Origin of the sequence: Rothia sp. HMSC062H08 (assembly GCF_001810775.1) — a bacterium.
In the GTDB taxonomy this organism is placed as follows: domain Bacteria; phylum Actinomycetota; class Actinomycetes; order Actinomycetales; family Micrococcaceae; genus Rothia.
The window spans coordinates 49,913-71,919 of the sequence record NZ_KV802674.1; the positions used below are offsets into that span (position 1 = coordinate 49,913).

Consider the following 22,007-nt stretch of genomic DNA (forward strand, 5'->3'; position numbering starts at 1 on the left):
AATAAAACCTTACTACGCTTTTGCTAAGCACGCAAGCCCTGAATGGGAAAAGTAACAGAAAGCACATTTATGGATGCTTGTGCCCCTGTTTTTGGGCGGAGCGCCAGCGGAGCGGGCACGCAGTGCATATGACGGGTGCGGACTATCCAGGTGCCTAATTTTGGGCATGAAAAAACCTCCTACGCAACCGCTGAGGATTCGGATTCTGAGCGAGCGAAGAATCAATCCGGATCCGAAGCCGCGGAGCGCCAGCGGAGCGGGCACGCAGTGCATATGACGGGTGCGGACTATCCAGGTGCCTAATTTTGGGCATGAAAAAACCTCCTACGCAACCGCTGAAACCCAGGATTCCGAGCGAGCGAGGATATAAATCCTGGGTTGAAGCCGTCGAACGACAGTGAGACGGGTATGACGGGCGTGAACTACCCAGGTGCCTGATTTTGGGCATAGAAAAACCCCTTACGCACCCGCCATAGCTCGAATACCCTTGCTACCTTCCGGTCCTGGGGGAGTTTTCCAAGATAACGCCACGTAAGAGGCAAGAACCAGTGTACCGGATTTTTGGGTTCTTGGGAATTCGGTGTGTTCGCGGTATTTCTGTGGGCGTACATGCCGCCCGGGTGAGCGCCCGGGTGAGTGTCCATAGTAGGTGTCGCGGTGGCGGTGGTGCGGTGGCGTGTTCACCGGTGACTGTCGGCCACTCGGGCCGAGAGTAAAGCGTCTAAAATGGTAGGGATTGTCCTATCCGCACCCCCGAGTTGAAGAGGTTGCCGTGAGCACTGCCCTTTATCGTCGTTATCGCCCCGAAACCTTTGCTGAGGTTATCGGGCAGGAGCACGTGACCGAACCTCTTATGGTCGCCTTGGAGAAGAACCGTGTGAATCACGCGTACCTGTTTTCGGGTCCGCGTGGTTGCGGTAAGACCACGTCGGCGCGTATTTTGGCGCGTTGTTTGAACTGTGCGCAGGGTCCGACTCCTACTCCGTGTGGTGTATGCGATTCGTGCCGTGAGCTCTCGCGTGATGGTGGCGGTTCTCTTGACGTGATTGAGATGGATGCGGCGAGCCACGGCGGCGTGGATCATGCCCGTGACCTGCGTGAGCGCGCTACTTTGGCGCCGGTGCGTGACCGTTACAAAATCTTCATTATTGATGAGGCGCATATGGTGACCCGTGAGGGTTTCAATGCGCTGCTGAAGATTGTGGAGGAGCCGCCGGAGCACGTGAAGTTTATCTTCGCGACGACTGAGCCGAATAAGGTGCTGGGTACGATTCGTTCGCGCACTCACCATTACCCGTTCCGTCTGGTTCCGCCGGAGGTTCTTCTGCCGTTCCTGCAGGGCCTGTGCGATCAGGAGCAGGTGGCTGTGGAGCCGGGTGTGCTGCAGCTGGTGATTCGTGCTGGCGGCGGTTCGGTGCGTGATTCGCTGTCGATTCTTGATCAGCTGATGGCTGGTGCGTCTTCGCAGAGCGGTATTGAGTATGACCGTGCGGTGGCGCTGCTGGGTTATACCCACGCGCAGCTTCTGGATGAGGTCATTGAGGCGTTGGGTGCGAAGGATGCGCCGACTCTCTTTGGCGCGGTGTCGCGTGTGGTGGCGACCGGTCAGGATCCTCGCCGTTTTGTGGAGGATCTGCTGGAGCGTCTGCGTGATTTGATTGTGGTGAAGGCTGTTCCGCAGGCTGCCGGCCAGATTTTGCAGGGTGTTCCGCAGGATCAGTTGGAGCGCCTGGGCCAGCAGGCTCAGGCTCTGGGTGAGCGTGAGCTGACGGTTGCTGCGGGTACGGTCAATGAGACTCTGAATGGTATGACGGGTGCGGCGAATCCGCAGCTTCAGCTGGAGTTGCTGTGTGCTCGTCTGCTTCTGCCTGCGGCGGAGGGTTCTGCCGGTGGCGCTGAGGTTGCGGCGTTGGCTTCTCGCCTGCAAGTTTTGGAGCGCCGCGTGGCTTCTGGTGCTGCTGGTTCTGGTCCGGCGCAGGGTGGCATGTCTGCTGCTCGTGCGGCGGGTATGGCGGCGGCTGGCCTGGCTCCTAAGACTCAGGCACCTAATGCGCAGACTCCTAGCGCCTCTGTTCAGGAGGCGACTGCCCCGCAGTCTGCCCCTCAGCAGAGCGGCTCTCAGCCGGGCAGTTCTCAGCATGCCAGCGCGGGTGCTCCCCCGCTGGCAGGTGCGCCCCTTAGTGCTGCACCTCTGGCACCGGCCGCGCAGGTGCCTGCGGCTGGTGCTCCCCTAGCGGGTAACACCCCGACGGCACCTCATGCTCCGGAGGCGCCGAATGTCCCGGCCTCTCCTGCAGCAGCTGCGGCGGGTGCCCCCTCCGCGCCTCTGAAGCTTGACCCGAACGATCCGCTGGCGGCGGTTCAGGGTAATTGGCGCGCCATTCTTAACCGAATGAGCGTTCCCGGTGCGGCGGAGCAGCTGATGAAGGTTCGCCCCGCCCGCATGGACGGCGCAACCCTGTACGTGAGCGCCGACATTGCGACTTTGCGCGCGGTCAAGGGCTTTGTGCCCGAGCTGACCGCCCGCGTGAGTGAGTTTCTGCGCCGTCAGGTGACCATTCACGCTCAGGTGGCGAAGCCCGGTGAGCAAGTCAAGCCCGCAGCTCAGCCTGCTGCTCAGCCCGCAGCGCCCAGTGCGCCCACAGCGCAGCCTGCAGTTCCTGCGACTGTTGCCCCGCAGGCGTCTCAGCAGCCCGTTCAGCAGACTCCCCCGCAGCCCGCTCAGCCGGCGCCGCTGGCTGATGGTCCGCGCGGCGGTGAGGATGCGTGGCGTCGCCACGGTCAGCCGCTGACCGGCGCAAACACCCCCGAGTCTACGAGCGTGGATGCGCCTCTGGGCGCGTGGGAGGTTGCCCCGATTCCGCAGAGTGCCCCCGAGGAGGCACCTCAGCAGGCTGTCCAGGCGGCAGTGCAGGCACCGGTTCAGGAAGCCCCGGCTGGCCCGCTTGCGCCTGAGCCTCCGGTTGCTCCGCAGGTTCCGGTTGCTCCGGCGGGTGGTTTTGGTGAGCGTGATTCCTTTGCGGCCTCCGGTAGTGGAGTTCCGCTGCAGGAGAGCGCTGCTGAACCCCAGCGTGCACAGGAGCCCCCGTTCGCACAGGAGCCTCCTCACGCGGAGGAACCTCCGTATGAGGAGGAGCCCCCTTTTGAGGATGAGCCCGCCTACGCTGAACCGGTTGAGGCACCCGCTGCGCCCGCAATGCCGACTGCGCCTGTAGCACCGGCTGGTCCGCTTGCTAATCCGGTTGAGCCTGCTGGTCCGTTGGCAGAGACACCGCAGGCAGCACCGGCTGATACTGCTCCGGCAAGCGATGAGAAGCCCGCAGCGCAGGCTTCTAACGCAACCCCAGCACCGACTCCTAGCACACCGACTCCGAGCACGTCGGCGGCACCGGCTCGCCAGGCACGCACCGCATCCGATGAAGACTACGTCTCTGAGGATGATGAGAAGGTCGAAAACAGCACCTTCATCGGTCTGCGCGCTATCGAAAAAATTATTGGTGGCACCGTCATCGACGAACGCCCCCTGCACCAGCCCTAATCCAAGGTTATAGGTGCCGCGCCCGCCATCGCACCGATGGCGGGCGCACTCATTCCAGCCGCATACTCGCTACGCGAAACGCCCCTAAACTGTCAGGGGTTGGGTGCATACTCATAACGTCGCCCAAGAACGACGCACCAGCACAACACACCAGCGCAACGCACCGCATTTGTAAGGAGAAGCCATGTACGAGGGAGCAGTTCAAAACCTTATTGACGAGCTCGGCCGCCTGCCGGGTGTGGGCCCCAAGTCGGCTCAGCGCATCGCTTTTCACATTCTGAATGCGGATGCTGCCGATATGGCGCGCCTAGCCAACGCCATTTCCACGGTGAAGACCAGCGTCAGTTTCTGCGAGGAGTGCGGTAACGTCTCCGAGACAAAGCTGTGCACCATCTGTCGTGATGAGCGCCGCGACCCGTCCGTGCTGTGTGTGGTCGAGGAGTCGAAGGACGTGGTGGCGATTGAGCGCACCCGTTCCTTTACCGGCCGCTACCACGTACTCGGCGGCGCCATTAACCCGCTGGCGGGCGTGGGCCCGGAGCAGCTGCGTATTCGTGAGTTGGTGTCCCGCCTGGCGGATGAGCGTATCCAAGAGATTATTCTGGCGATGGACCCGAATCTTGAGGGTGAGGCGACCGCAACCTACCTCTCGCGCATGCTCGTGCCGCTGGGTGTGCGCCTGTCGCGCCTGGCCTCGGGCCTGCCGGTGGGCGGCGATCTGGAGTATGCAGACGAAATCACCCTGGGTCGCGCGCTGGAGGGTCGCCGCGTGATCAGCGAGGGCACCGCCGCGGTTCACACCGCCGCCGAGGATTTTGAGCGGGCTAACCGCGAGGAAGAACAGGAGCGCGAGCAGGCGGCTCAGGTTCAGGCTCAGGAGGCGAAGCAGAGTCGTCGCCGCTGGAATTCGAGCATGTTTGATGACCTGGATTCTGAGGATTCTGCAGGTTCCCGCACGGAGGCGCCCGCCGGCGTGCAAGGTACGGTGGATGAGCAGCTGATTGAGCGGGTCCTGCAGGAGGCTGAGGAATCCAGCGACAAGGAATCCGGCGCGGAAGAATCCCGCCGTGAGGGCTCCCCCACCGATTCTGGTGCGGGCTCTACACCTGAATTGGCAGAAGCAGAAGCAACCCCTGACTTGGGCGAAAACTCCGGCGAGGAGGCTCCGGCGAGCGCCGCCTCCGAACCCACTGAGGCACCCGCAACCGAGCAGGCGGAAGATGCGCCGGAGGTGTTCCGCACCCCCGACTATGAGGAGAAGATCCGCACTATTCAGAACGCCCCGTTGCGCACCCCGAAGCCGGATGTTCCGCCGCTGCCGGGTGTCACTTATGTGAACCCGTGGACCTAAAAACTCGCCTCCGCGGGCGTGCTGTACCCGCCTCCGCATCCCGCGTCACCACCGCGTAATACTACGTAATATTTCACGGGGCAATACATACGGGTGCACAGTTCGCCGCTTGCGCTGAACGCCGTTTACTATAAATGAGGAGCCGGCGCCTGCCGGTAGCACACAAGTAACTGACCTGGAGATATCAATGAGCCTGATCGTCCAAAAGTTCGGCGGTTCCTCCGTAGCTGATGCGGAGGGTGTAAAGCGCGTTGCCCGCCGCGTCGTGGACACTCAGAAGGCAGGTAACGATGTGGTCGTCGTGGTGTCCGCTATGGGTGACACCACCGATGAGTTGCTCGACCTTGCCGCAGAGGTCACCAGCAATGTCGTTCCCTCGCGTGAGCTGGACATGCTGCTGACCGCCGGTGAACGCATTTCGACCGCCGTCCTGTCGATGGCCATTAACGACCTGGGCGCTAAGGCGCAGTCCTTCACCGGTTCGCAGGCTGGCATGATTACCGACGGCGTGCACGGTTCGGCGCGCCTCGTGGAGGTTCGCCCCGATCGCATCCGTGAGTCCGTCGAGGCCGGAAATATCGCGATTGTGGCCGGTTTCCAGGGCATGAACCGTCAGAGCGGCGACATTACGACCCTGGGCCGCGGCGGCTCCGATACGACCGCCGTTGCGCTGGCCGCCGCGCTGAACGCCGATGTGTGCGAGATTTACTCGGACGTGGACGGCGTGTTCACCGCCGACCCGCGCATCGTGCCGACCGCGCACAAGCTGGATACCATCACCAGCGAGGAGATGCTGGAGATGGCGGCGAACGGTGCAAAGATTCTGCACCTGCGTAGCGTCGAGTATGCTCGTCGCTTTAACTTGAAGCTTCACGTGCGTTCTTCGTTCTCGGACCTTGAAGGCACTATCGTGGTTCCGGAGGAGTCCGCGGAACTGACCCCCATTCATCTGAAGGAGATTCCCTTGGAGCAGCCCCTGATTTCCGGTGTCGCGCACGATCGCACCCGCGCAAAGATTACCGTTGTTGGCGTTCCGGACGTTCCCGGTTCGGCCGCTAAGGTGTTCGGCCTGATTAACGAGGCGAAGGTAAACCTGGACATGATTGTTCAGAACGTTCCCACCGACCGCCCGAACGTGACCGACATTTCCTTCACTCTGGATCAGGCTCAGGGCGACGCTGCGCTGAAGGCGCTGAAGGCTGCGCAGGCTGAGTTGGGTTTCCAGGAGGTTATTTACAACGAGTCTGTGGGTAAGCTGTCGCTGGTTGGCGCGGGCATGAAGACCAACCCCGGCGTTTCGTTCACCTTCTTCGAGGCTCTGTCCTCGGCGGGCGTAAACATCGACATGATTTCGACCTCTGAGATCCGTATTTCGGTGATTACTGAGCTGAGCAAGCTGGATGAGGCTGTTCGCGCGGTGCACACTGCGTTCGGTCTGGATGCTGAGGGTGAGGCTACTGTTTACGGTGGTACTGGCCGCTAGAGTTTAGCTCGTTTGTGAGCTGTACGCTTCGGGAGGGGCGGTGCTGGTTTGGTCCGGCGCCGCCCCTCCCTTTTGTCGATGTATAGGTGAAATAACTGAAACACTTTACAGTTATTTCAGATAGGGGTAAGGTTGTGTCAACCGTGGATGAGCCTCCCCCGAATGACATACGCCCCATCGACGTGGTGTCTTCAGGCGCTTATTCACCCAACCCCAAGGAGAAGATGATGACCACCACCCTAACCACCCCTCTGGAGGAAGATACCCTCAACCAGGCTCGCGCAGAGGCGCGGGAGATTCTCAAGAACTCTGAAGAAACCACCATTGAGCTGACTGTTTCAGGTCGAGAAAGCCAGCAACTTGGTGATGCCCTTAACCAGGTCATTCAGCACGTTCTCCATGCCCTAGCGCAGGGTCAGAGTATTGACGTTCAGGTTGTCCCTCACGATTTGACGACGACCGTTGCGGCTCAGCGTATCGGTATTTCCCGCCCCACGCTTATGAAGGCTATTCGTTCTGGTGACCTTCCGGCGCATAAGGTGGGTAGCCGCTTCCGTATCCGTACTGAGGACGCTGACGCTTTCCGCAAGACCCTTTTGGAGAAGACTATCGCGCAGAAGGAACAAGCTCTCAAAGATCTTTGGAAATTTGAGGAAGAGAACAATCTCAACGACATTATCGGAGGACCTGCGTGGTAAAAGAGAGCACATTATCAGATGCTGAATCTGTCCTACTGGATACGAACATTCTGATGTCTAAGACTCTTCGCGATTGGATTCTCCTTTTGACAAAGGAGAGTGACTACAGATTTTTCGCTCCATACGTATCCACCCGAATCATGGATGAGTTTGGATACCACACACGCCGAAAGGACCCAATGATTCATGATGCAAAAATTGAGAAATGGAAACAACAAATCCTGACATCCTGCAAGTCCCTAATCGCAGGTTTCCCTGTTGAACCAGTTGCTGGCTTTCCCGATATAAACGATCTTCATGTGCATGCTGCCGCCCAACACGGCGGCATGCACGCATTAGTCACCGATGACCGCAAACTGCTCGATTATGCTTCCACGGAAGAAGCTCAGAATATTCAAAATTATGAGACACTCAGCGCGGATGATTTTCTGATGTAATTCACCGAATACGCTCATCCCTCCTTATTTGCCGAGGTCTATCTTTCCCAGGAATCTTATGCTCACTCTAAGGGATTCACGGAGACTGATATTCCTCGCGCACTTGAACGAGCAGGAGCGGGTCAATTTGCCCGTTATCTTCGGACTGCAGTGATTAATAGCCCACAGTTTGACGATTATGAACGTGAGTTTAAAGCCCGGTCTTCTAGTAACTAGATAGACATTGCTACGTCCACTACCTTGTCACAGCATCGTTTAGGCTAGAAGCATGAGTAGTGTTGTGTTTTCCCAGGTGATGGATGCCCGCGAATGGCGTGCCGCCGCTGCCGCCCATGAGGCGCGTGCCGGCCGCTACGCCGACCCGTTTGCGCAGCGTCGCGCCCGCCACGAAGTGCACCCCGTGGAGGACTTCCTCTTCACCTACTACACGCTCAAGCCCGGCCAGTTTAAGCGCTGGCACCCCGGCGCCGGCATCATCCTGCTGGATGCGCCCGAGCGCGCCTCCTGGCGTTTTTACCGACCCGCCACCGAGCAGGAGCTCCTTGACGCTGGCTGCACCCTGCAGGTTGCGCGCGCCCAGGCGGATGCCGCCTCCGCCGTCACCGTGGACGTCACCGACTTCGTGGAGCGCCGCGCCACCGCCCTCGCCTTCACCCACGAGATCCTGCGTAACACGGCCGCAAAGAAGGGCCAGTTCGGTTGCTTCGGCATGCACGAGTGGGCGATGGCGTACAAGTCGGTGGAGAACAATATCCGCCACGACTACCTACAGCTGCGCCTGGGTGCGGAGGGCACGGACCGCGTGGTGGAGGAGCACCGCATCCGCTGCTCGCACTTTGATGCGTTCCGTTTCTTCATGCCGCAGGCGGCACCGTTGAACGAGCTGCAGCCGACCCGCGAGACGCAGCGCGTCCTGGAACAGCCCGCGTGCCTGCACGCGAATATGGACGTGTACAAGTGGGCGTACAAGCTGCTGCCGCTGGTTGATTCAACCCTGGTCATGGATTGCTTCGACCTGGCATGGGATGCTCGCGAGCTGGACATGCGCGCGGCCCCCTACGAGATTCGCGAGTGGGGCTACGAGCCGATTCCCGTGGAGACTGCCGAGGGTAAGGCAGAGTACGTGCGTATTCAGCGTGAGCTGTCCGAGCGTTCGATTGGCCTGCGCGAGCGCCTGCTGGAGGTGTGCGAGCGCTATCTTCCGCCCCTCGAGGCGTAAAAGACGTGATTCGAGCCTCTTAGGGTATCCACCAACCGAACGCATACCCCCGTTACGGTCGTTAGTACGGTAAGATGAGATACGGCTCATACAGAACCCACGCACCCAAGGAGTGCCCACACATGGCCCGTATTGTTGTTGATGTTATGCTCAAGCCCGAAATTCTTGACCCGCAGGGTAAGGCTATTTCTCACGAGCTGCCCCGTATCGGCGTTGATTCCTTCGTGGATGTTCGCCAGGGCAAGCGCTTCGAGCTGACCGTCGAGGGTGAGGCAACCGAGGAGCACCTCGCAGCTGCCCGCAAGGCTGCTGAGGAGCTGCTGTCCAACCCCGTGATTGAAGACGTCGTGAACGTTTCGGTTCTGGAGGACTAAGACCTATGGCAGAGTCCCTCGCACCTACTGAAGTCCCCCTGGTTGGCGACTTTTCTACTTCCGCCCCGAACCCCGCCTTCGCTGATGCACGCGTTGGCGTGGTGACTTTCCCCGGCACCCTGGATGATCGTGACGCCGCACGTGCTGTCCGTTTGGCTGGCGGTACCGTCGTCGAGCTGTGGCACGACGACGCTGACCTGAAGAACGTTGATGCCGTCATTATTCCCGGCGGTTTCTCCTACGGTGACTACCTGCGTGCCGGCGCTATTGCCGCGAAGGCTCCCGTGATGCGTTCGGTGATTGATGCCGCTAACGCTGCTGGTACCTCCGGTTCTTCGCCCCTGCCTGTTCTGGGTATTTGCAATGGTTTTCAGATTCTGACCGAGTCTCACCTGCTGCCCGGTTCGATGATTAAGAACGATCACCGCAAGTTCATTTGCCGTGACCAGGTTCTGCGTATTGAGAACAACACCACCTCCTGGACCAGCAACTACGCTGCCGGCCAGGAGATTGTTGTTCCGCTGAAGAACCAGGACGGCCAGTACGTTGCTGACGCGAAGACCCTGGAGGCCCTGGAGGCTGAGGGGCGCGTGGTGTTCCGCTACGTTGGCTTCAACCCGAACGGTTCCCGTAACGATATTGCCGGTATTACCAACGAGCGCGGTAACGTAGTCGGCCTGATGCCGCACCCGGAGCACGCTGTGGAGCCGGGCTTCGGTCCTTCGTCCTCCGGTTTCGGTTCGGTGTCCCTGCGCGGTGGCGCCGATGGTCTCGGCGTGTTCACCTCGGTTCTTTCCAACCTGATTAACGCCCGCTAACGCACGACAAGGATTCTAAGAAGTTATGAGCGAAAAGCAGTTTAACCTCGACACCGTCGAGCACGCGGCGGCAACCCCGGACACCGAACTCCCCTGGGCCGAGCTGGGCCTGAAGGAGAACGAGTTCGAGGACATTAAGGAGATTCTGGGCCGCCGCCCCACCGCGGCTGAGCTGGCAATGTACTCGGTCATGTGGTCCGAGCACTGCTCCTACAAGTCTTCTAAGGTTCATCTGAAGCAGTTCGGTGCGAAGGTCACCGATGAGATGAAGAAGGACCTGATGGTCGGTATCGGTGAGAACGCCGGTGTGACCGACATTGGTGACGGCTGGGCCGTGACCTTCAAGATTGAGTCCCACAACCACCCCTCGTACGTGGAGCCCTACCAGGGTGCCGCTACCGGTGTGGGCGGTATTGTGCGTGACATTATTTCGATGGGTGCCCGCCCGATTGCGGTGATGGATCCGTTGCGTTTCGGCGCGATTGATCACCCCGACACCGCTCGCGTGGTTGGCGGCGTGGTTGCCGGTATCGGTGGCTACGGTAACTCCCTGGGCCTGCCGAACATCGGCGGCGAGGTTGAGTTCGATGCCTGCTACCAGGCAAACCCGCTGGTCAACGCGTTGGCTGTGGGCATTATGCGTCACGAGGACATCCGCCTGGCGAACGCATCGGGTGTGGGCAACAAGGTTGTCCTCTTTGGTGCGCGCACCGGTGGCGACGGCATCGGCGGTGCGTCGGTGCTGGCTTCGGAGTCCTTCGATGACACCAAGCCCTCGAAGCGTCCCGCCGTTCAGGTGGGCGACCCCTTCGCTGAGAAGGTTCTGATTGAGTGCTGCCTGGAGCTGTTCAAGGGCTCCGTGGTTGAGGGTATTCAGGACCTGGGCGCTGCGGGTATTTCCTGCGCAACCAGCGAGCTGGCTTCTAACGGTGAGGGCGGCATGCACGTCGACCTGACCAAGGTTCTGCTACGTGACCCCACCCTGACCCCGGGCGAGATTCTGATGTCCGAGTCTCAGGAACGCATGATGGCCGTTGTCTCCCCCGAGAACGTGGAGCGTTTCGAGGCCATCATGAACAAGTGGGGTGTGGAGTACTCCTTCCTCGGTGAGGTGACCGACTCCGGCCGCTTGGTCATCGAGTGGGACGGCGAGGTCATCGTGGATGTTGACCCCCGCACCGTCGCACACGACGGCCCCACCTACGAGCGTCCCTACGCGCGCCCCGAGTGGCAGGACGACGTCCAGGCTAACCACTTCACCGGTTCGGCTGCTGACGACTCCCGCCCGCGTGGTGAGGAGCTGGGTGAGGCAATCAAGGCGTTCATGGCGTCCCCGAACATGTGCTCCAAGTCCTGGATCACCAACCAGTACGACCGCTACGTTCAGGGCAACACCGCCCTGTCCATGCCGGACGACGGCGGTGTGGTGCGCGTGGACGAGAACACCAACCTCGGTGTTGCCCTGGCGACCGACGCCTCCCCGCGTTTCACCTACCTGGATCCGTACGAGGGTGCTCGCGCGTCCTTGGCTGAGGCGTACCGTAACGTTGCGACCGTTGGTGCACGCCCCGTGGCTGTGTCTGACTGCCTGAACTTCGGTTCTCCCGAGGATCCGGACGTCATGTGGCAGTTCGCTGAGGCTGTTCGCGGCCTGGCTGATGGCTGCATGGAGCTGGGTGTTCCGGTGACCGGCGGTAACGTGTCCCTGTACAACCAGACCGGTGGTAAGGCTATTAACCCGACCCCCGTGGTGGCGATGATGGGCGTTATGGATGACGTCACCCGCCGCACCCCTTCGGGTTGGGCTTCTGAGCATGACGGTCAGGCTATTTACCTGCTGGGCACCACCCGCGATGAGCTGGACGGCTCCGAGTGGGCTCGTTTCAAGGGTCACTTGGGCGGTCAGCCGCCGAAGGTTGATCTGGCTCTGGAGCGTCAGCTGGGTGACATGCTGGTGAACATGTCTCGTGACGGCATGATTGATGCCGCTCACGACGTGTCTGCTGGTGGTCTGGCTGCTGCTTTGTCGGAGGCTTGCCTGCGTTTCAACACCGGTGCCCGCATTGGTCTGGGTGAGGTTGCTGAGCGTGACGGTCTGGACCTGTTCACCCTGCTGTTCTCGGAGTCCCTGGGCCGCGTTGTGGTTTCGGTTCCGCGTTCTGAGGAGGTGCGCTTCAAGGATATGTGCACCGCTCGCCAGTTCCCCTTCGCACGTATTGGTGTGGTGGATGCTGAGTCGAACGCTCTGGACTTCCAGGATGAGGTTTCCATTGACCTGGATGAGCTGCGTGCAGCTCACGAGGGTACTCTTGCAGCTCACTTCGGTGAGGTTGCGAAGGGCTAGTCTTCGGCTAGTTTGAGACTAATGCCGAAAGGGGCGGATGCTTGTGAAAGCATCCGCCCCTTTTGTTATGCCCGCGGGCTTGTGCATTGAGCGGTGAGAGGTTGTGCGTTGAGGCGTTCTGTTGATGCGCGTTCTGGGTTTATGCCTCGGCGACCTTGCGGCCCAGCTGCGCGAACAGGGAGGCGTTGATGCGGAAGCCTTCGATGCACTCTTCGATGAGGGCTTCACGCTGCTCGTCGGTCAGGGGTGCGTTGTCGAGCAGTTCGCGGTAGCCGTCCTTGAAGACCTTAGGCTTGGGCAGTTCGGTGAAGCGGTACATGCTCAGCGCTTCGGCGGGGATGCCGTAGTGGCGGTTGACGAGCGCTGCGACTGCCTGGCCGCCGGAGAGGTCGCCGAGGTAGCGCAGGTAGTGGTGTGCGAGGTAGCGTTCGGGGGAGTTGATGGTGGCGCGGATGCGCTCTACGTATTCTGCGGTTGCGGGCAGGGGCGCGTCGATGTCGCCGTCCTGGCCGAGTGCGCGGATGTCTGCACGGATGTATTCTGCGCGGTCGAGGCCCGGGTGGGTGAAGGGTTCGGTGATGGGGCTGGGTTCTGCGCGGTAGTGTTCGGAGACTGCTTCGAGTGCTTCGTAGATGTGCACGTACTGGTTGATGAGGCGCAGGTATGCCTCGGTGTTGAGGGAGCCGCCCATGAGGTCTTCCATGAAGGTGGAGTGTTCGGCGTTGTCGTGGACGTGCTTGGTGCTTTCCTTCAGGCGTGCGGAGAAGCGTTCCTGGGTGGTTTCGGGGGCGGTAATAGTCATGGTGAGTTCCTAAAGTGGCTTGTGGGTGAACAATAAATATTTTAGTGACACGATGTCACCAAAACCTGTTAATGACATATTGTCACCAAAAACCGGTTTTGACAATAGCTCTCACAAAAAATTTGCTAAGGTAAACCTTATGCACAAGTCACCCTAGGCATTAAGTTACACAAACATAGGCTAATAGGACTAGACTTGATACGAACACCACAATCACAGAATCCAAGGAGACACCGAATGTCTACCCCCTCTCTCACCAAGCGCACTTGGGCGTTCTTGGCTTCGGCAACCATCGGCCTCAGCGGCGTCGCTGGCGTACCCGCGGCCTTCGCGGCTGAAACCAACTCCCACGTCAGCGCCAGTGAGGTAACCGCAGCCTCAGAGCAGAGCCTGCAGGACGTCACCGTCAACTGGGGCCTGAAGAAGTCCTTCCGCTCCTACATCAACGGCCCCTTCTCCCAGGGCTCCCAGGAACTGACCGGCGTCACCACCAACGAAGACGGCTCCTACCACTTCACCTCTGCCGAAGGCACCGTAGCCAACGGCGAATACTCGGTCACCTTCACCGGCTCCTCGATTCACTACACCGCTCACCACGGTCTGCTGGAAGTCATCATCTCCGACCTCTCCGTCACCATTAAGGACGGCGTGGGCACCGTGCGCGCCAACGTTCAGTCGCGCCCCTACAACGGCAACACCACCCCGAACGACCTGGTCGAAACCAAGAACATGACCATCGGTACTTTCAACGCCTCCGGTCTGAAGGTTGAGGGTAACACCATCACCCTGCCCAGCGTTGACGAGGAAAACGGCACCCGCGTCAAGCTTTCCGAAGAGGCAACCGGCGCCTTCGCGGGCTTCTACAAGGCAGGTCAGGAGCTGGATGCACTCGGCTTCTCCGCAACCATCGTGACCAAGGAAGCACCCGCGCCGAGCCCTGAGCCCAGCACTGAACCCAGCGCCGAGCCGACTGCTGCGCCGACCGCAGAGCCCAGCAACGAGCCTTCCTCCGCACCGACCAGCGAGGCACCCAAGCCCGCCGAGCCCAAGCCCGCCGAGCCCACTTCTGCAGCGCCGAGCGCAGCCCCCACCTCCGCGGCACCCTCCTCCCCCGCCGCAACCACCGAGCCCAAGCGTGAAGAAAAGGTCACCGGCAACGTCGTCGAGTCCGGCACCCTCAGCTGGGATATCCGCGAGTCCTTCCTGAAGTACCTGACCGGCTTCGCGCACGGCTCCGTGAACGTTGAGGGCATGGAGAAGACCGCGGCTGGCGGCTTCAAGTACACTCAGGCATCCGGCGTGTACAACCCCGAGACCAAGACCGGTCAGATCAACTTCGCGGGCACCGCAGAGTTCACCGGCCACAACGGTCAGCTCAAGAGCACCATCAAGAACATGCGCCTGGTCGTCGTCAACGGCAAGGGTACCCTGGTCGCTGACGTGGACGCGCTGACCCGCGACGGCAAGTCCGTTTCTAAGACCGGCCTGGCTATCGCCGAGGTGGACCTCTCCGGCGCGAGCGTGAAGGACGGCATTTTCTCCGCACAGAACGCGGCAGTCGCGCTCACCGATGAAGGTTCCGAGGTGCTCTTCGCCGGCCAGTACCGCGGTGCCAACAACGCCATGGCACCGCTGAGCTTCTCCGTAAAGCTCAGCGAGCAGACCGCGGAGAACACCGTTGAGGTTCCCCGCGTCTCTGAGAACAAGTCCTCCGATAACAAGGGTTCTGAGAACGGCTCCTCCGATAACAGCTCCTCGAACTCCTCCGGTAACTCCGGCGCTAACGGCTCCGGTTCTAATGGTTCGGCAGGCACCTCCGGCAGCGTTTCTAACGGCAGTTCTTCCTCGAACGGTTCTGTCAGCAACAACCCGGCACAGCCTGTCTGCGTACCCGTCACCCGCACCCGCGAGGTGCAGGAGCAGGGCGCATCCGACGGCACCATTAAGAGCGCAAACCTTGGCTGGGGCGTGCGCGATTCCTTCCGCAACTACGTGCGCGGCGGAATCGCAAACGGTAGCTGGGAGCTGAACGGCACCTCCTACTCTTCGGATGCGTTCAACTGGTCTAACGGCACCGGCACCTTCAAGGGTGGTAAGGGTTCCATCTCCTTCAGCGGTTCGGTTCGTTTCACCGGTCACCACGGCATTCTGGACACCACCATTGCGAACCCGCGCCTTGAGATTAACGGCAATTCCGGTACTCTCTACGCGACCATGAACAGCAATGACCCCTCCGGCAAGGCAACTAACTACGGTGAGGTGGCACTGCTGAAGGTGGATCTTTCGGGTCTGCAGAGCTCCGCTGACGCTGTGAGCGTCAACGGTGCGGCAACCACCCTGACCGCTGAGGGCGCGAAGGCGTTCGCTGGCTTCTACGACGCCGGTAAGGACATGGCTCCGCTGAGCTTCTCCGCGGCGATTAACGGCGCGAAGACCACCACCAAGACCGTGTCCGAAACCGTCTACGAGGGTGAGGGTTGCGACCCGGTCACCGGCAAGCCTCTGGCTTCCACCGGCGCCTCCGGTGTTGAGGGCACCCTGGTTGCAGGCTTCATCGCTGTTGCAGCCGGTGCGGGTACCGTCGTGTACACTCGCCGCCGCAAGAAGGCATAACGGCACCTCACGAGGATGCCCACACTGTCGGCTCACCCGTGAAACTCAACCATGAGGTTCACCGGTGAGCCGACACGGTCCGTGCGGGGGTGCAGATTTTCACTGCACCCCCGCTTCAGGTGCCAGGTTTTACCCCGGCGCCTACCCCAGTTTTTCTAACTCCCTTTTTTTCTGTGAGACGACGATGTTTTCTTCCCTTTCTTCTTCTGCCCTGAACCGCCGCGATGCAATGAAGTATGCGGCGTTCTCCATCACTTCCGCTTTTCTGCTGAGCTCTTGCGGTGTGGGTACTCAGAACCCGGCCGCTTCTTCAAGCACTTCGCAGGCTGTGGTGGATGAGCAGAGCACCCGCACCGTTTTGGAGAACCTTGCCGATCAGCTGCGTTCTTCCATTGCCCCTGATCAGAAGGCTCTGCGCGGCCCCAATAGCGCCGCAGATACCCCCGAAATTCAGCCGATGGTCGATACCCCCACTCCGGCTTTCCCCGTGACGTTCAAGGATTTCAACGGCACCGAGGTGACCGTTAAGTCCGCTGACCGTGTGCTGGCACTGGACCTGTACGGCACTCTGGCTCAGCAGATGATTGCGCTGGGTCTGGGCGGTCGTCTGGTTGGCCGTGTCACCTCCTCGACGGAGCAGTCGCTGGCTCACCTGCCGCTGGTGACCCAGAACGGTCATGACCTGAACGCTGAAGCGATTCTGGCGACCTCCCCGGACCTGGTGCTGTGGGATAAGAGCAACGGCCCGATTGAGATTGTGGACCAGTTGCGCGCTGCGGGCGTGACCGTGGTGGTCTTCGATCATGAGCGTCGTATGGATAAGATCATTCCGCAGCTCAAGGCTGTTGCGCAGGCGCTGGGTGTTCCGGAGGCGGGCGAGCAGGTTGCTGCCCGCGTGCAGAAGGACCTGGATTATGCCCTGCAGGTGCTCAAGGACGTTGCCCCGAAGGGTGCACAGCAGGTGTCGTTCGCGTTCTTGTACGTGCGCGGTACCGCTGGCGTGTTCTTCGTGCTCGGCAAGGGTTCGGGCGCTGACGATTTGATTCAGGCTATTGGCGGTAGAGATGTGGCGTCTGAGCAGAACGCGACGAATATTATTCCGGCGACCAGTGAGGCGCTGGTGAAGCTGAACCCGGACGTCATTCTGACCATGAGCGGCGGCATTAAATCCACCGGCGGTTTGGATGGTTTCTTGGCTCGCCCGGGTGTGAGTGAGACGACTGCCGGTAAGAATAAGCGCATTATCGATATGGGTGACGGCCAGATTCTGTCCTATGGCCCGAATACTCCGGCGGTGCTTTTGTCGCTGGCTAAGGCTGCGTACTCGACTCCTGCGGGGGGCCAGTAGTGGCTGCCGTGAAGAGTGCGGCGGGTGCGCGGGATTATCGTGCGTCGCGTCGGCGTCGTGCCGGTCTGACGTTTACGTTTTTGGCGGTGGCACTGTGCGTTGTGATGGTGCTGTCTGCGGGTTTGGGTCAGTACAATATCCCGATTGATCAGGTGGTTGCTTCAGTGGGCCGCCGTCTGGGCCTTGCGCCGGAGAACCCGGCGATGCAGCTGGCGGATAGCACTCTGTGGAATATCCGTTTCCCGCGTGTGCTGTTGGGTGTGCTGGTGGGTGCCGCTTTGGGTACTTCCGGCGCGGTGATGCAGTCGGTGTTTGGTAACCCGTTGGCTGAGCCGGGCGTGATTGGTGTTTCCTCGGGTGCGGCGGTTGGCGCGTGTTTGTCGATTGTGTTGAACCTGCAGTTCTTCGGTATTTTCACGACTCCTGCATTCGCGTTTGTGGGTGCGTTGGCGGCTACTGCGCTGGTGTATTTCCTGTCGCGTTCTTCGGGTCGTGCGAAGGTCCTGTCGATGATTTTGACGGGTATTGCGGTGACTGCGGTGGCGAATGCGATTATTGCGTTCCTCATGTTTATTGCTGATACGACGAGCCGCGATCAGATTGTGTTCTGGCAGATGGGTTCGCTGAACGGTTCCACGTGGAAGGCTGTGGCGAGCGTGTGGCCGGTTATTCTGATCGGCTTGGTAGCGTGTTTTGTGATGGCTTCTTCGCTGGATGTTCTGGCGTTGGGTGAGCGTGCAGCGCAGCATTCGGGTGTGAACGTGGAGCGCCTACGTGCGGTGTCTATTGCGGCGACGGCTTTGTTGACGGGTGCTGCGGTGGCGTATGCGGGCATTATTGCGTTTATTGGTCTGATTATTCCTCACCTGTTGCGCATGATTTTGGGTCCGTCGAATCGTGTGTTGTTGCCGGCTTCGGCATTGGGTGGCGCGCTGTTGATTGCGCTGTCTGATTTGGGTGCACGTACGCTGGTGCCTTTTGCTGATTTGCCGATTGGTATTTTTACGGCTTTGGTGGGCGGCCCGACGTTCTTCGTGTTGTTGCGTCGTTCCCTGGGCCAGGGCGGAGGTGCTTCGTGAGTGAGTTGTTGAGCCTGTCCGGTGTGTGTTTTAACGCTGGTGGGCGTCAGATTTTGAATGATGTGTCTCTGTCTGTTGCTGCGGGCGAGGTTGTGTCGCTGATTGGCCCCAATGGTGCCGGTAAGTCAACTCTATTGGGTGTGATTGCTGGTGATATTGCTCCCAGTGGCGGTGAGATTCTGTTGGATGGCACCCCGCTGGGTTCTATTCCTGCCCGTCAGATGGCGCGTCAGCGTGCGATGCTGTTGCAGAAGTTGAATGTGGCGTTTTCGTACACGGTGCATGAGGTGGTTCAGATGGGCCGCACCCCGTGGAAGGGTACGGAGCGCGCTGAAGAGGATGACTCCGTGGTTGCTTCGATGATGGAGCGTACGTCGGTGACTCACTTGTCGGATCGCGATATTACGACTCTGTCCGGTGGTGAGAGTGGCCGTGCGCATTTGGCGCGTGTGTTTGCTCAGCAGACTCCGCTGATTCTTTTGGATGAGCCGACTGCGGCGTTGGATATTACGCATCAGGAGCAGACGTTGCGGGTGAGCCGTGAGTTGGCTGCTGAGGGTGCTGCAGTGTTGACGGTGCTTCATGACTTGGATGTGGCGGCTGCGTATTCTGACCGTATGGTGTTGTTGCGTGGTGGTGAGGTGGTTGCTTCGGGCGCCCCTGAGCAGGTGTGTTCGGCGGAGTTGTTGTCTGAGGTGTATCAGCATCCGATTGAGGTGTTGAGGCATCCGGTGACGAATCGTTTGTTGATTCTGCCGGAGCGCTGAGTCTGCTAGCGCACTGAGTCTGCTAGCGCGCTGATTTTACGGGGCGTTAGCGAACCATCCCGCAAACACTTTCCACCTCAAAATATGCCAGTATTCGCATATATTAAATCTCCGTTCTGGAATGGCTATAAATATCAGTTCATTACAGGGCGGAGATTATCTTTATCCCCTCCTGCACGGATACACTGAAAGGTAGTGTCCGCAATACTGAACTCTATTCAGTTCAGCATTCCATCCATTCGAGAAAGAGACCCCTGCATGGACCCTCAGCAGAAAACGGCAACGCCTGCCGTTGCCGGCTACATTCCCGAATATTCTGAAACACCGCATAGCGGATCTTTCGATATCGCCCAGCACGGCCTCACCAGCGATGACGTTGCACGCCTGACGGCTGAGGGTAAGGTCAATACCCAAAACAATAAGTCTTCTCGCACGCTGTGGAGCATTATGCGTGCGCACCTGTTCACGGTCTTCAATTTTGTGTTGGGTGCCTGCGGTGCCGTGGTGATTATGTACCAGCGTTGGGCTGATCTGCTCTTCCTGGCGGCTGTTATCGCTAACGTGGTCATCGGTTTCGTGCAGGAGTACAAGGCGAAGCTTGAGCTGGACCGCATCTCCCTGCTGGACCGCTCCCCCGCTACTGCCGTGCGTGACGGTAAGAGCGTTGAGGTTCCGATGGAGCAGCTGGTTGAGGGTGACGTTGTGGTCCTCAAGCGCGGCGATCAGGTGCCCGCCGATGCCGTGGTGCTCACCTCCGATTCTTTGGAGCTGGACGAATCCCTGCTGACCGGCGAGAACGATCCGATTGCTAAGCGCCCGGGCGACATGGTGCTCTCGGCCTCGAGTGTGCTGGGTGGTACCGGTCGCGTGTTGCTCTCTCACGTGGGTGCGAACTCGCGAGCCAGCAAGATTTCCGACGAGGCGCGCCAGTTCTCGCGTATCCAGTCTGAGTTGCGCGATGCCCTGAACCTCGTGGTCCGCTGGATTACGATTGGTCTGGCCGTCATTATTCCGGTGGTGCTGTGGGGTCAGATTCGCGCCGCCGGTGGCCTGGAGGCCGTGGAGCAGAACCACATGTGGGAGCAGGTGTCTATCGCCGTGGTCTCTTCGGTGGCTTCGATGATTCCGCAGGGCCTGGCGCTGATGACCACCCTGGCCTTCGCCGCGGCAGCCGTGGCTCTGGGCCGCAAGCACAATATCCTGGTGCAGGAGCAGCCTGCGGTTGAGGTGCTGGCTCGCGTTGACGTGGTCTGCTTCGATAAGACCGGCACCCTGACCGAAGGTGGCGTGATTTTTGATTCGGTGCGTCCCCTGACCACCGAGGCGGTGGCTGAGGGCCCCGACGCCGACTCTGCCGAGCATACTTCCTGGCGTGCCTCCCTGCCGACCGGCTGGAACGAGGCGCTGTCGTGGTTCGGCCACGATGAGAACGCGAATCCGACCGCCGCAGCGCTGACCGGCGGCTTCCCGCAGGCTTCCTCGGCTACCGTCAGCGGCATCGTGCCGTTCTCGTCGGCGCTGCGTTTTAGCGCGATTGAGTTTAAGGATTCGGGGGCCTGGCTGCTGGGCGCCCCGGAGGCGCTGCTCGCTAAGGGCACCGCCGAGCGCGAGCGCGCCGCCGAGCTAGCGGCACTGGGTCTGCGCACGATGGTGCTGGCCCATGCCGCGGCCGTGGTGCGTAACGAGAAGGGTGAGCCCGTCCAGAAGATTCCGGCGGACGCTACCCCGGTTCTGTTCGTGATTTTCCGCGAGAACGTGCGCGCGGACGCCCCGGAGATTGTGGAGTACTTCCACCGTCAGGGTGTGACGCTGAAGGTCTTCTCGGGTGATAACCCGTTCACGGTTGCCGCCGCCGCAAAGACTGCGGGTATGGACACCTCCGCCGGCGCGGTTGATGCCTCTACCCTGCCCGAGGACGGCCCGGAGCTTGCCGAGGCTGCCGCGACCCACAATATTTTCGGTCGTGTCTCGCCCGAGCAGAAGAAGAACATGGTCATTGCACTGAAGGAGCGCGGCCACGTGGTGGCGATGACCGGTGACGGTATTAACGACGCGCTGGCGCTCAAGCACGCAAGCTTGGGTATCGCGATGGGTAACGCTGCCCCGGCGACGAAGGCTGTCTCTCGCCTGGTGCTGCTGGACGGTAAGTTCTCGTCTCTGCCGGCCGCCCTGGAGCAGGGCCGCCAGGTCATCACGAACATTGAGATGGTGGCGAACCTGTTCCTGACGAAGACCGGTTTCGCGATTCTGCTGGGCGTGGTGTTTGGCCTGTTCGGCTGGGTGTTCCCCTTCCTGCCGCGCCAGTACTCGACCGCTGACTTCCTGATTGTGGGTGCGTCCTCCTTCGCGTTGACCCTACTGCCGAACTCGCGCCGCTACGTGCCGGGCTTCCTGCGCCGCGTGCTGAACTACACGGTTCCGAACTCGATTATTGTGGTGGCCATGCTACTACTGGTGACGGCCACTTCGCTGTGGATGCACATCGGCGATATCCGCCAGGTGCAGACAGCTTCGTTCATTACCCTGGTCATGATGGGCCTGTGGAACCTGGCCGCCGTGGCCCGCCCGCTGAACCGCGCCCGTGTGCTGCTCTTCGGTGCGCTGCTGGCGGTGTTCTTCGCGGCGCTCTTCGTGCCGATCCTAGTGGAGTACCACCAGTTCACCGAGGTGGCCCCGCACCTGCTGTGGACCGCAATTGGTGCCGGTGCCCTGGGTGCGGCTCTGATTGAGGTGAATGCGCATCGCAACCGCCGCTGGCAGAAGCGCCACTACCCCGATCTTGAGGTGGCCTCGCTGAGCTTCGTCCCGAAGAAGACCGCGAAGTAGTTCGTTGCCCCTACCCGGGATAGCCCCGGCTGGGACTTTTTGGAGGGCCCCGTATTCTCGTTTCGAGGATGCGGGGCCCTCCGTGCGTTGTGCCTTTATCCGTCGGTTGGCTCGCCCGAATGACCCGCCCGGGGGTCGCATCCATTTGCGGAAATTTTTAACAGCTTCTGGGAGTTTCCTGTATCCATCTTGCCCTGAACCTGGGAAAACCCTTAAAGTTACAGGGAACTATTGAGAAGGGGTATCCCTCTCTTGAACAGGATTGTTACTGGATTGGCAGGCAAGACCTGAGTGACTCAACACCATAGCG

At 60.3% G+C, this 22,007-nt stretch carries 15 protein-coding genes and 1 other RNA gene; 14 read left to right on the forward strand and 2 right to left on the reverse strand.

The genetic code is table 11. The features are described 5' to 3' along the window. Nucleotides 1-447 precede the first annotated feature (447 nt). An RNA gene (ffs, locus tag HMPREF2765_RS07475) (signal recognition particle sRNA small type) lies at nt 448-544 on the reverse strand. A 228-nt stretch (nt 545-772) separates the two neighbouring features. On the opposite strand from ffs, the gene HMPREF2765_RS07480 reads away from it, so the two are divergent. From HMPREF2765_RS07480 to purL, 9 genes are all read left to right on the forward strand, one after another. Next, nucleotides 773-3,538, forward strand: a complete 2,766-nt coding sequence (locus HMPREF2765_RS07480) for a DNA polymerase III subunit gamma and tau (protein ID WP_070605057.1) — start codon at nt 773-775, stop codon at nt 3,536-3,538. 184 nt (nt 3,539-3,722) lie between these two features. Next, on the forward strand, nt 3,723-4,889 hold the full coding sequence (recR, locus tag HMPREF2765_RS07485) for a recombination mediator RecR (protein WP_070605062.1): 1,167 nt from the start codon (nt 3,723-3,725) through the stop codon (nt 4,887-4,889). Between the two features lie 187 nt (nt 4,890-5,076). Then, nucleotides 5,077-6,372 carry an aspartate kinase gene (locus tag HMPREF2765_RS07490; protein ID WP_070505882.1) on the forward strand — a complete coding sequence of 432 codons (1,296 nt, stop codon included), beginning with the start codon at nt 5,077-5,079 and terminating at the stop codon, nt 6,370-6,372. A 224-nt stretch (nt 6,373-6,596) separates the two neighbouring features. Further along, entirely contained in the window at nt 6,597-7,070 is a 474-nt protein-coding gene (locus HMPREF2765_RS07495) for an excisionase family DNA-binding protein (RefSeq protein ID WP_246824942.1), read from the forward strand. Next, nucleotides 7,064-7,507, forward strand: a complete 444-nt coding sequence (locus tag HMPREF2765_RS09410; protein WP_256387921.1) for a PIN domain-containing protein — start codon at nt 7,064-7,066, stop codon at nt 7,505-7,507. The genes HMPREF2765_RS07495 and HMPREF2765_RS09410 overlap by 7 nt, the downstream gene beginning before the upstream one ends. 268 nt (nt 7,508-7,775) lie before the next feature. Further along, a complete protein-coding gene (locus HMPREF2765_RS07505) occupies nt 7,776-8,726 on the forward strand; it encodes a 3-methyladenine DNA glycosylase (RefSeq protein WP_070605069.1) in 951 nt (316 codons plus the stop codon). Between the two features lie 122 nt (nt 8,727-8,848). After that, entirely contained in the window at nt 8,849-9,100 is a 252-nt protein-coding gene (purS, locus tag HMPREF2765_RS07510) for a phosphoribosylformylglycinamidine synthase subunit PurS (protein ID WP_005507194.1), read from the forward strand. 5 nt (nt 9,101-9,105) lie between these two features. Continuing rightward, nucleotides 9,106-9,918, forward strand: coding sequence for a phosphoribosylformylglycinamidine synthase subunit PurQ (gene purQ, locus HMPREF2765_RS07515; RefSeq protein WP_049333966.1), 813 nt, complete (start codon nt 9,106-9,108; stop codon nt 9,916-9,918). A gap of 25 nt (nt 9,919-9,943) precedes the next feature. After that, entirely contained in the window at nt 9,944-12,262 is a 2,319-nt protein-coding gene (purL, locus tag HMPREF2765_RS07520; RefSeq protein WP_049342718.1) for a phosphoribosylformylglycinamidine synthase subunit PurL, read from the forward strand. Between the two features lie 139 nt (nt 12,263-12,401). Here purL and HMPREF2765_RS07525 read toward each other — a convergent pair whose 3' ends face one another. After that, nucleotides 12,402-13,064: a biliverdin-producing heme oxygenase gene (locus HMPREF2765_RS07525; RefSeq protein WP_049338233.1), complete on the reverse strand. Its 663-nt coding sequence runs from the start codon at nt 13,062-13,064 to the stop codon at nt 12,402-12,404. A 237-nt stretch (nt 13,065-13,301) separates the two neighbouring features. Between HMPREF2765_RS07525 and HMPREF2765_RS07530 the strand changes: the two genes are divergently transcribed. From HMPREF2765_RS07530 to HMPREF2765_RS07550, 5 genes are all read left to right on the forward strand, one after another. Next, nucleotides 13,302-15,677: an HtaA domain-containing protein gene (locus HMPREF2765_RS07530; RefSeq protein ID WP_049342719.1), complete on the forward strand. Its 2,376-nt coding sequence runs from the start codon at nt 13,302-13,304 to the stop codon at nt 15,675-15,677. A gap of 184 nt (nt 15,678-15,861) precedes the next feature. Next, nucleotides 15,862-17,025, forward strand: a complete 1,164-nt coding sequence (locus tag HMPREF2765_RS07535; protein ID WP_049342720.1) for a heme/hemin ABC transporter substrate-binding protein — start codon at nt 15,862-15,864, stop codon at nt 17,023-17,025. Continuing rightward, complete coding sequence (locus tag HMPREF2765_RS07540; RefSeq protein ID WP_012904203.1) at nt 17,025-18,104, forward strand: FecCD family ABC transporter permease; 1,080 nt, start codon at nt 17,025-17,027, stop codon at nt 18,102-18,104. Before HMPREF2765_RS07535 ends, HMPREF2765_RS07540 begins: the two co-directional genes overlap by 1 nt. Further along, entirely contained in the window at nt 18,101-18,871 is a 771-nt protein-coding gene (locus HMPREF2765_RS07545) for a heme ABC transporter ATP-binding protein (protein WP_049333960.1), read from the forward strand. Before HMPREF2765_RS07540 ends, HMPREF2765_RS07545 begins: the two co-directional genes overlap by 4 nt. Before the next feature lie 258 nt (nt 18,872-19,129). Then, the gene (locus HMPREF2765_RS07550; RefSeq protein WP_049342722.1) at nt 19,130-21,697 is read left to right on the forward strand and encodes an HAD-IC family P-type ATPase; all 2,568 of its coding nucleotides are present in this window, start codon (nt 19,130-19,132) and stop codon (nt 21,695-21,697) included. The last annotated feature ends 310 nt before the right edge of the window (nt 21,698-22,007 follow it).

Excerpts from the sequence above, each read along its gene's own strand:
- recR (WP_070605062.1), top strand. The coding sequence starts at position 3,723 with ATGTACGAGGGAGCAGTTCAAAACCTTATTGACGAGCTCGGCCGCCTG.
- HMPREF2765_RS07490 (WP_070505882.1), top strand. The coding sequence starts at position 5,077 with ATGAGCCTGATCGTCCAAAAGTTCGGCGGTTCCTCCGTAGCTGATGCG.
- HMPREF2765_RS07495 (WP_246824942.1), top strand. The coding sequence starts at position 6,597 with ATGATGACCACCACCCTAACCACCCCTCTGGAGGAAGATACCCTCAAC.
- HMPREF2765_RS07505 (WP_070605069.1), top strand. The coding sequence starts at position 7,776 with ATGAGTAGTGTTGTGTTTTCCCAGGTGATGGATGCCCGCGAATGGCGT.
- purS (WP_005507194.1), top strand. The coding sequence starts at position 8,849 with ATGGCCCGTATTGTTGTTGATGTTATGCTCAAGCCCGAAATTCTTGAC.
- purQ (WP_049333966.1), top strand. The coding sequence starts at position 9,106 with ATGGCAGAGTCCCTCGCACCTACTGAAGTCCCCCTGGTTGGCGACTTT.
- purL (WP_049342718.1), top strand. The coding sequence starts at position 9,944 with ATGAGCGAAAAGCAGTTTAACCTCGACACCGTCGAGCACGCGGCGGCA.
- HMPREF2765_RS07525 (WP_049338233.1), bottom strand. The coding sequence starts at position 13,064 with ATGACTATTACCGCCCCCGAAACCACCCAGGAACGCTTCTCCGCACGC.
- HMPREF2765_RS07530 (WP_049342719.1), top strand. The coding sequence starts at position 13,302 with ATGTCTACCCCCTCTCTCACCAAGCGCACTTGGGCGTTCTTGGCTTCG.
- HMPREF2765_RS07535 (WP_049342720.1), top strand. The coding sequence starts at position 15,862 with ATGTTTTCTTCCCTTTCTTCTTCTGCCCTGAACCGCCGCGATGCAATG.
- HMPREF2765_RS07550 (WP_049342722.1), top strand. The coding sequence starts at position 19,130 with ATGGACCCTCAGCAGAAAACGGCAACGCCTGCCGTTGCCGGCTACATT.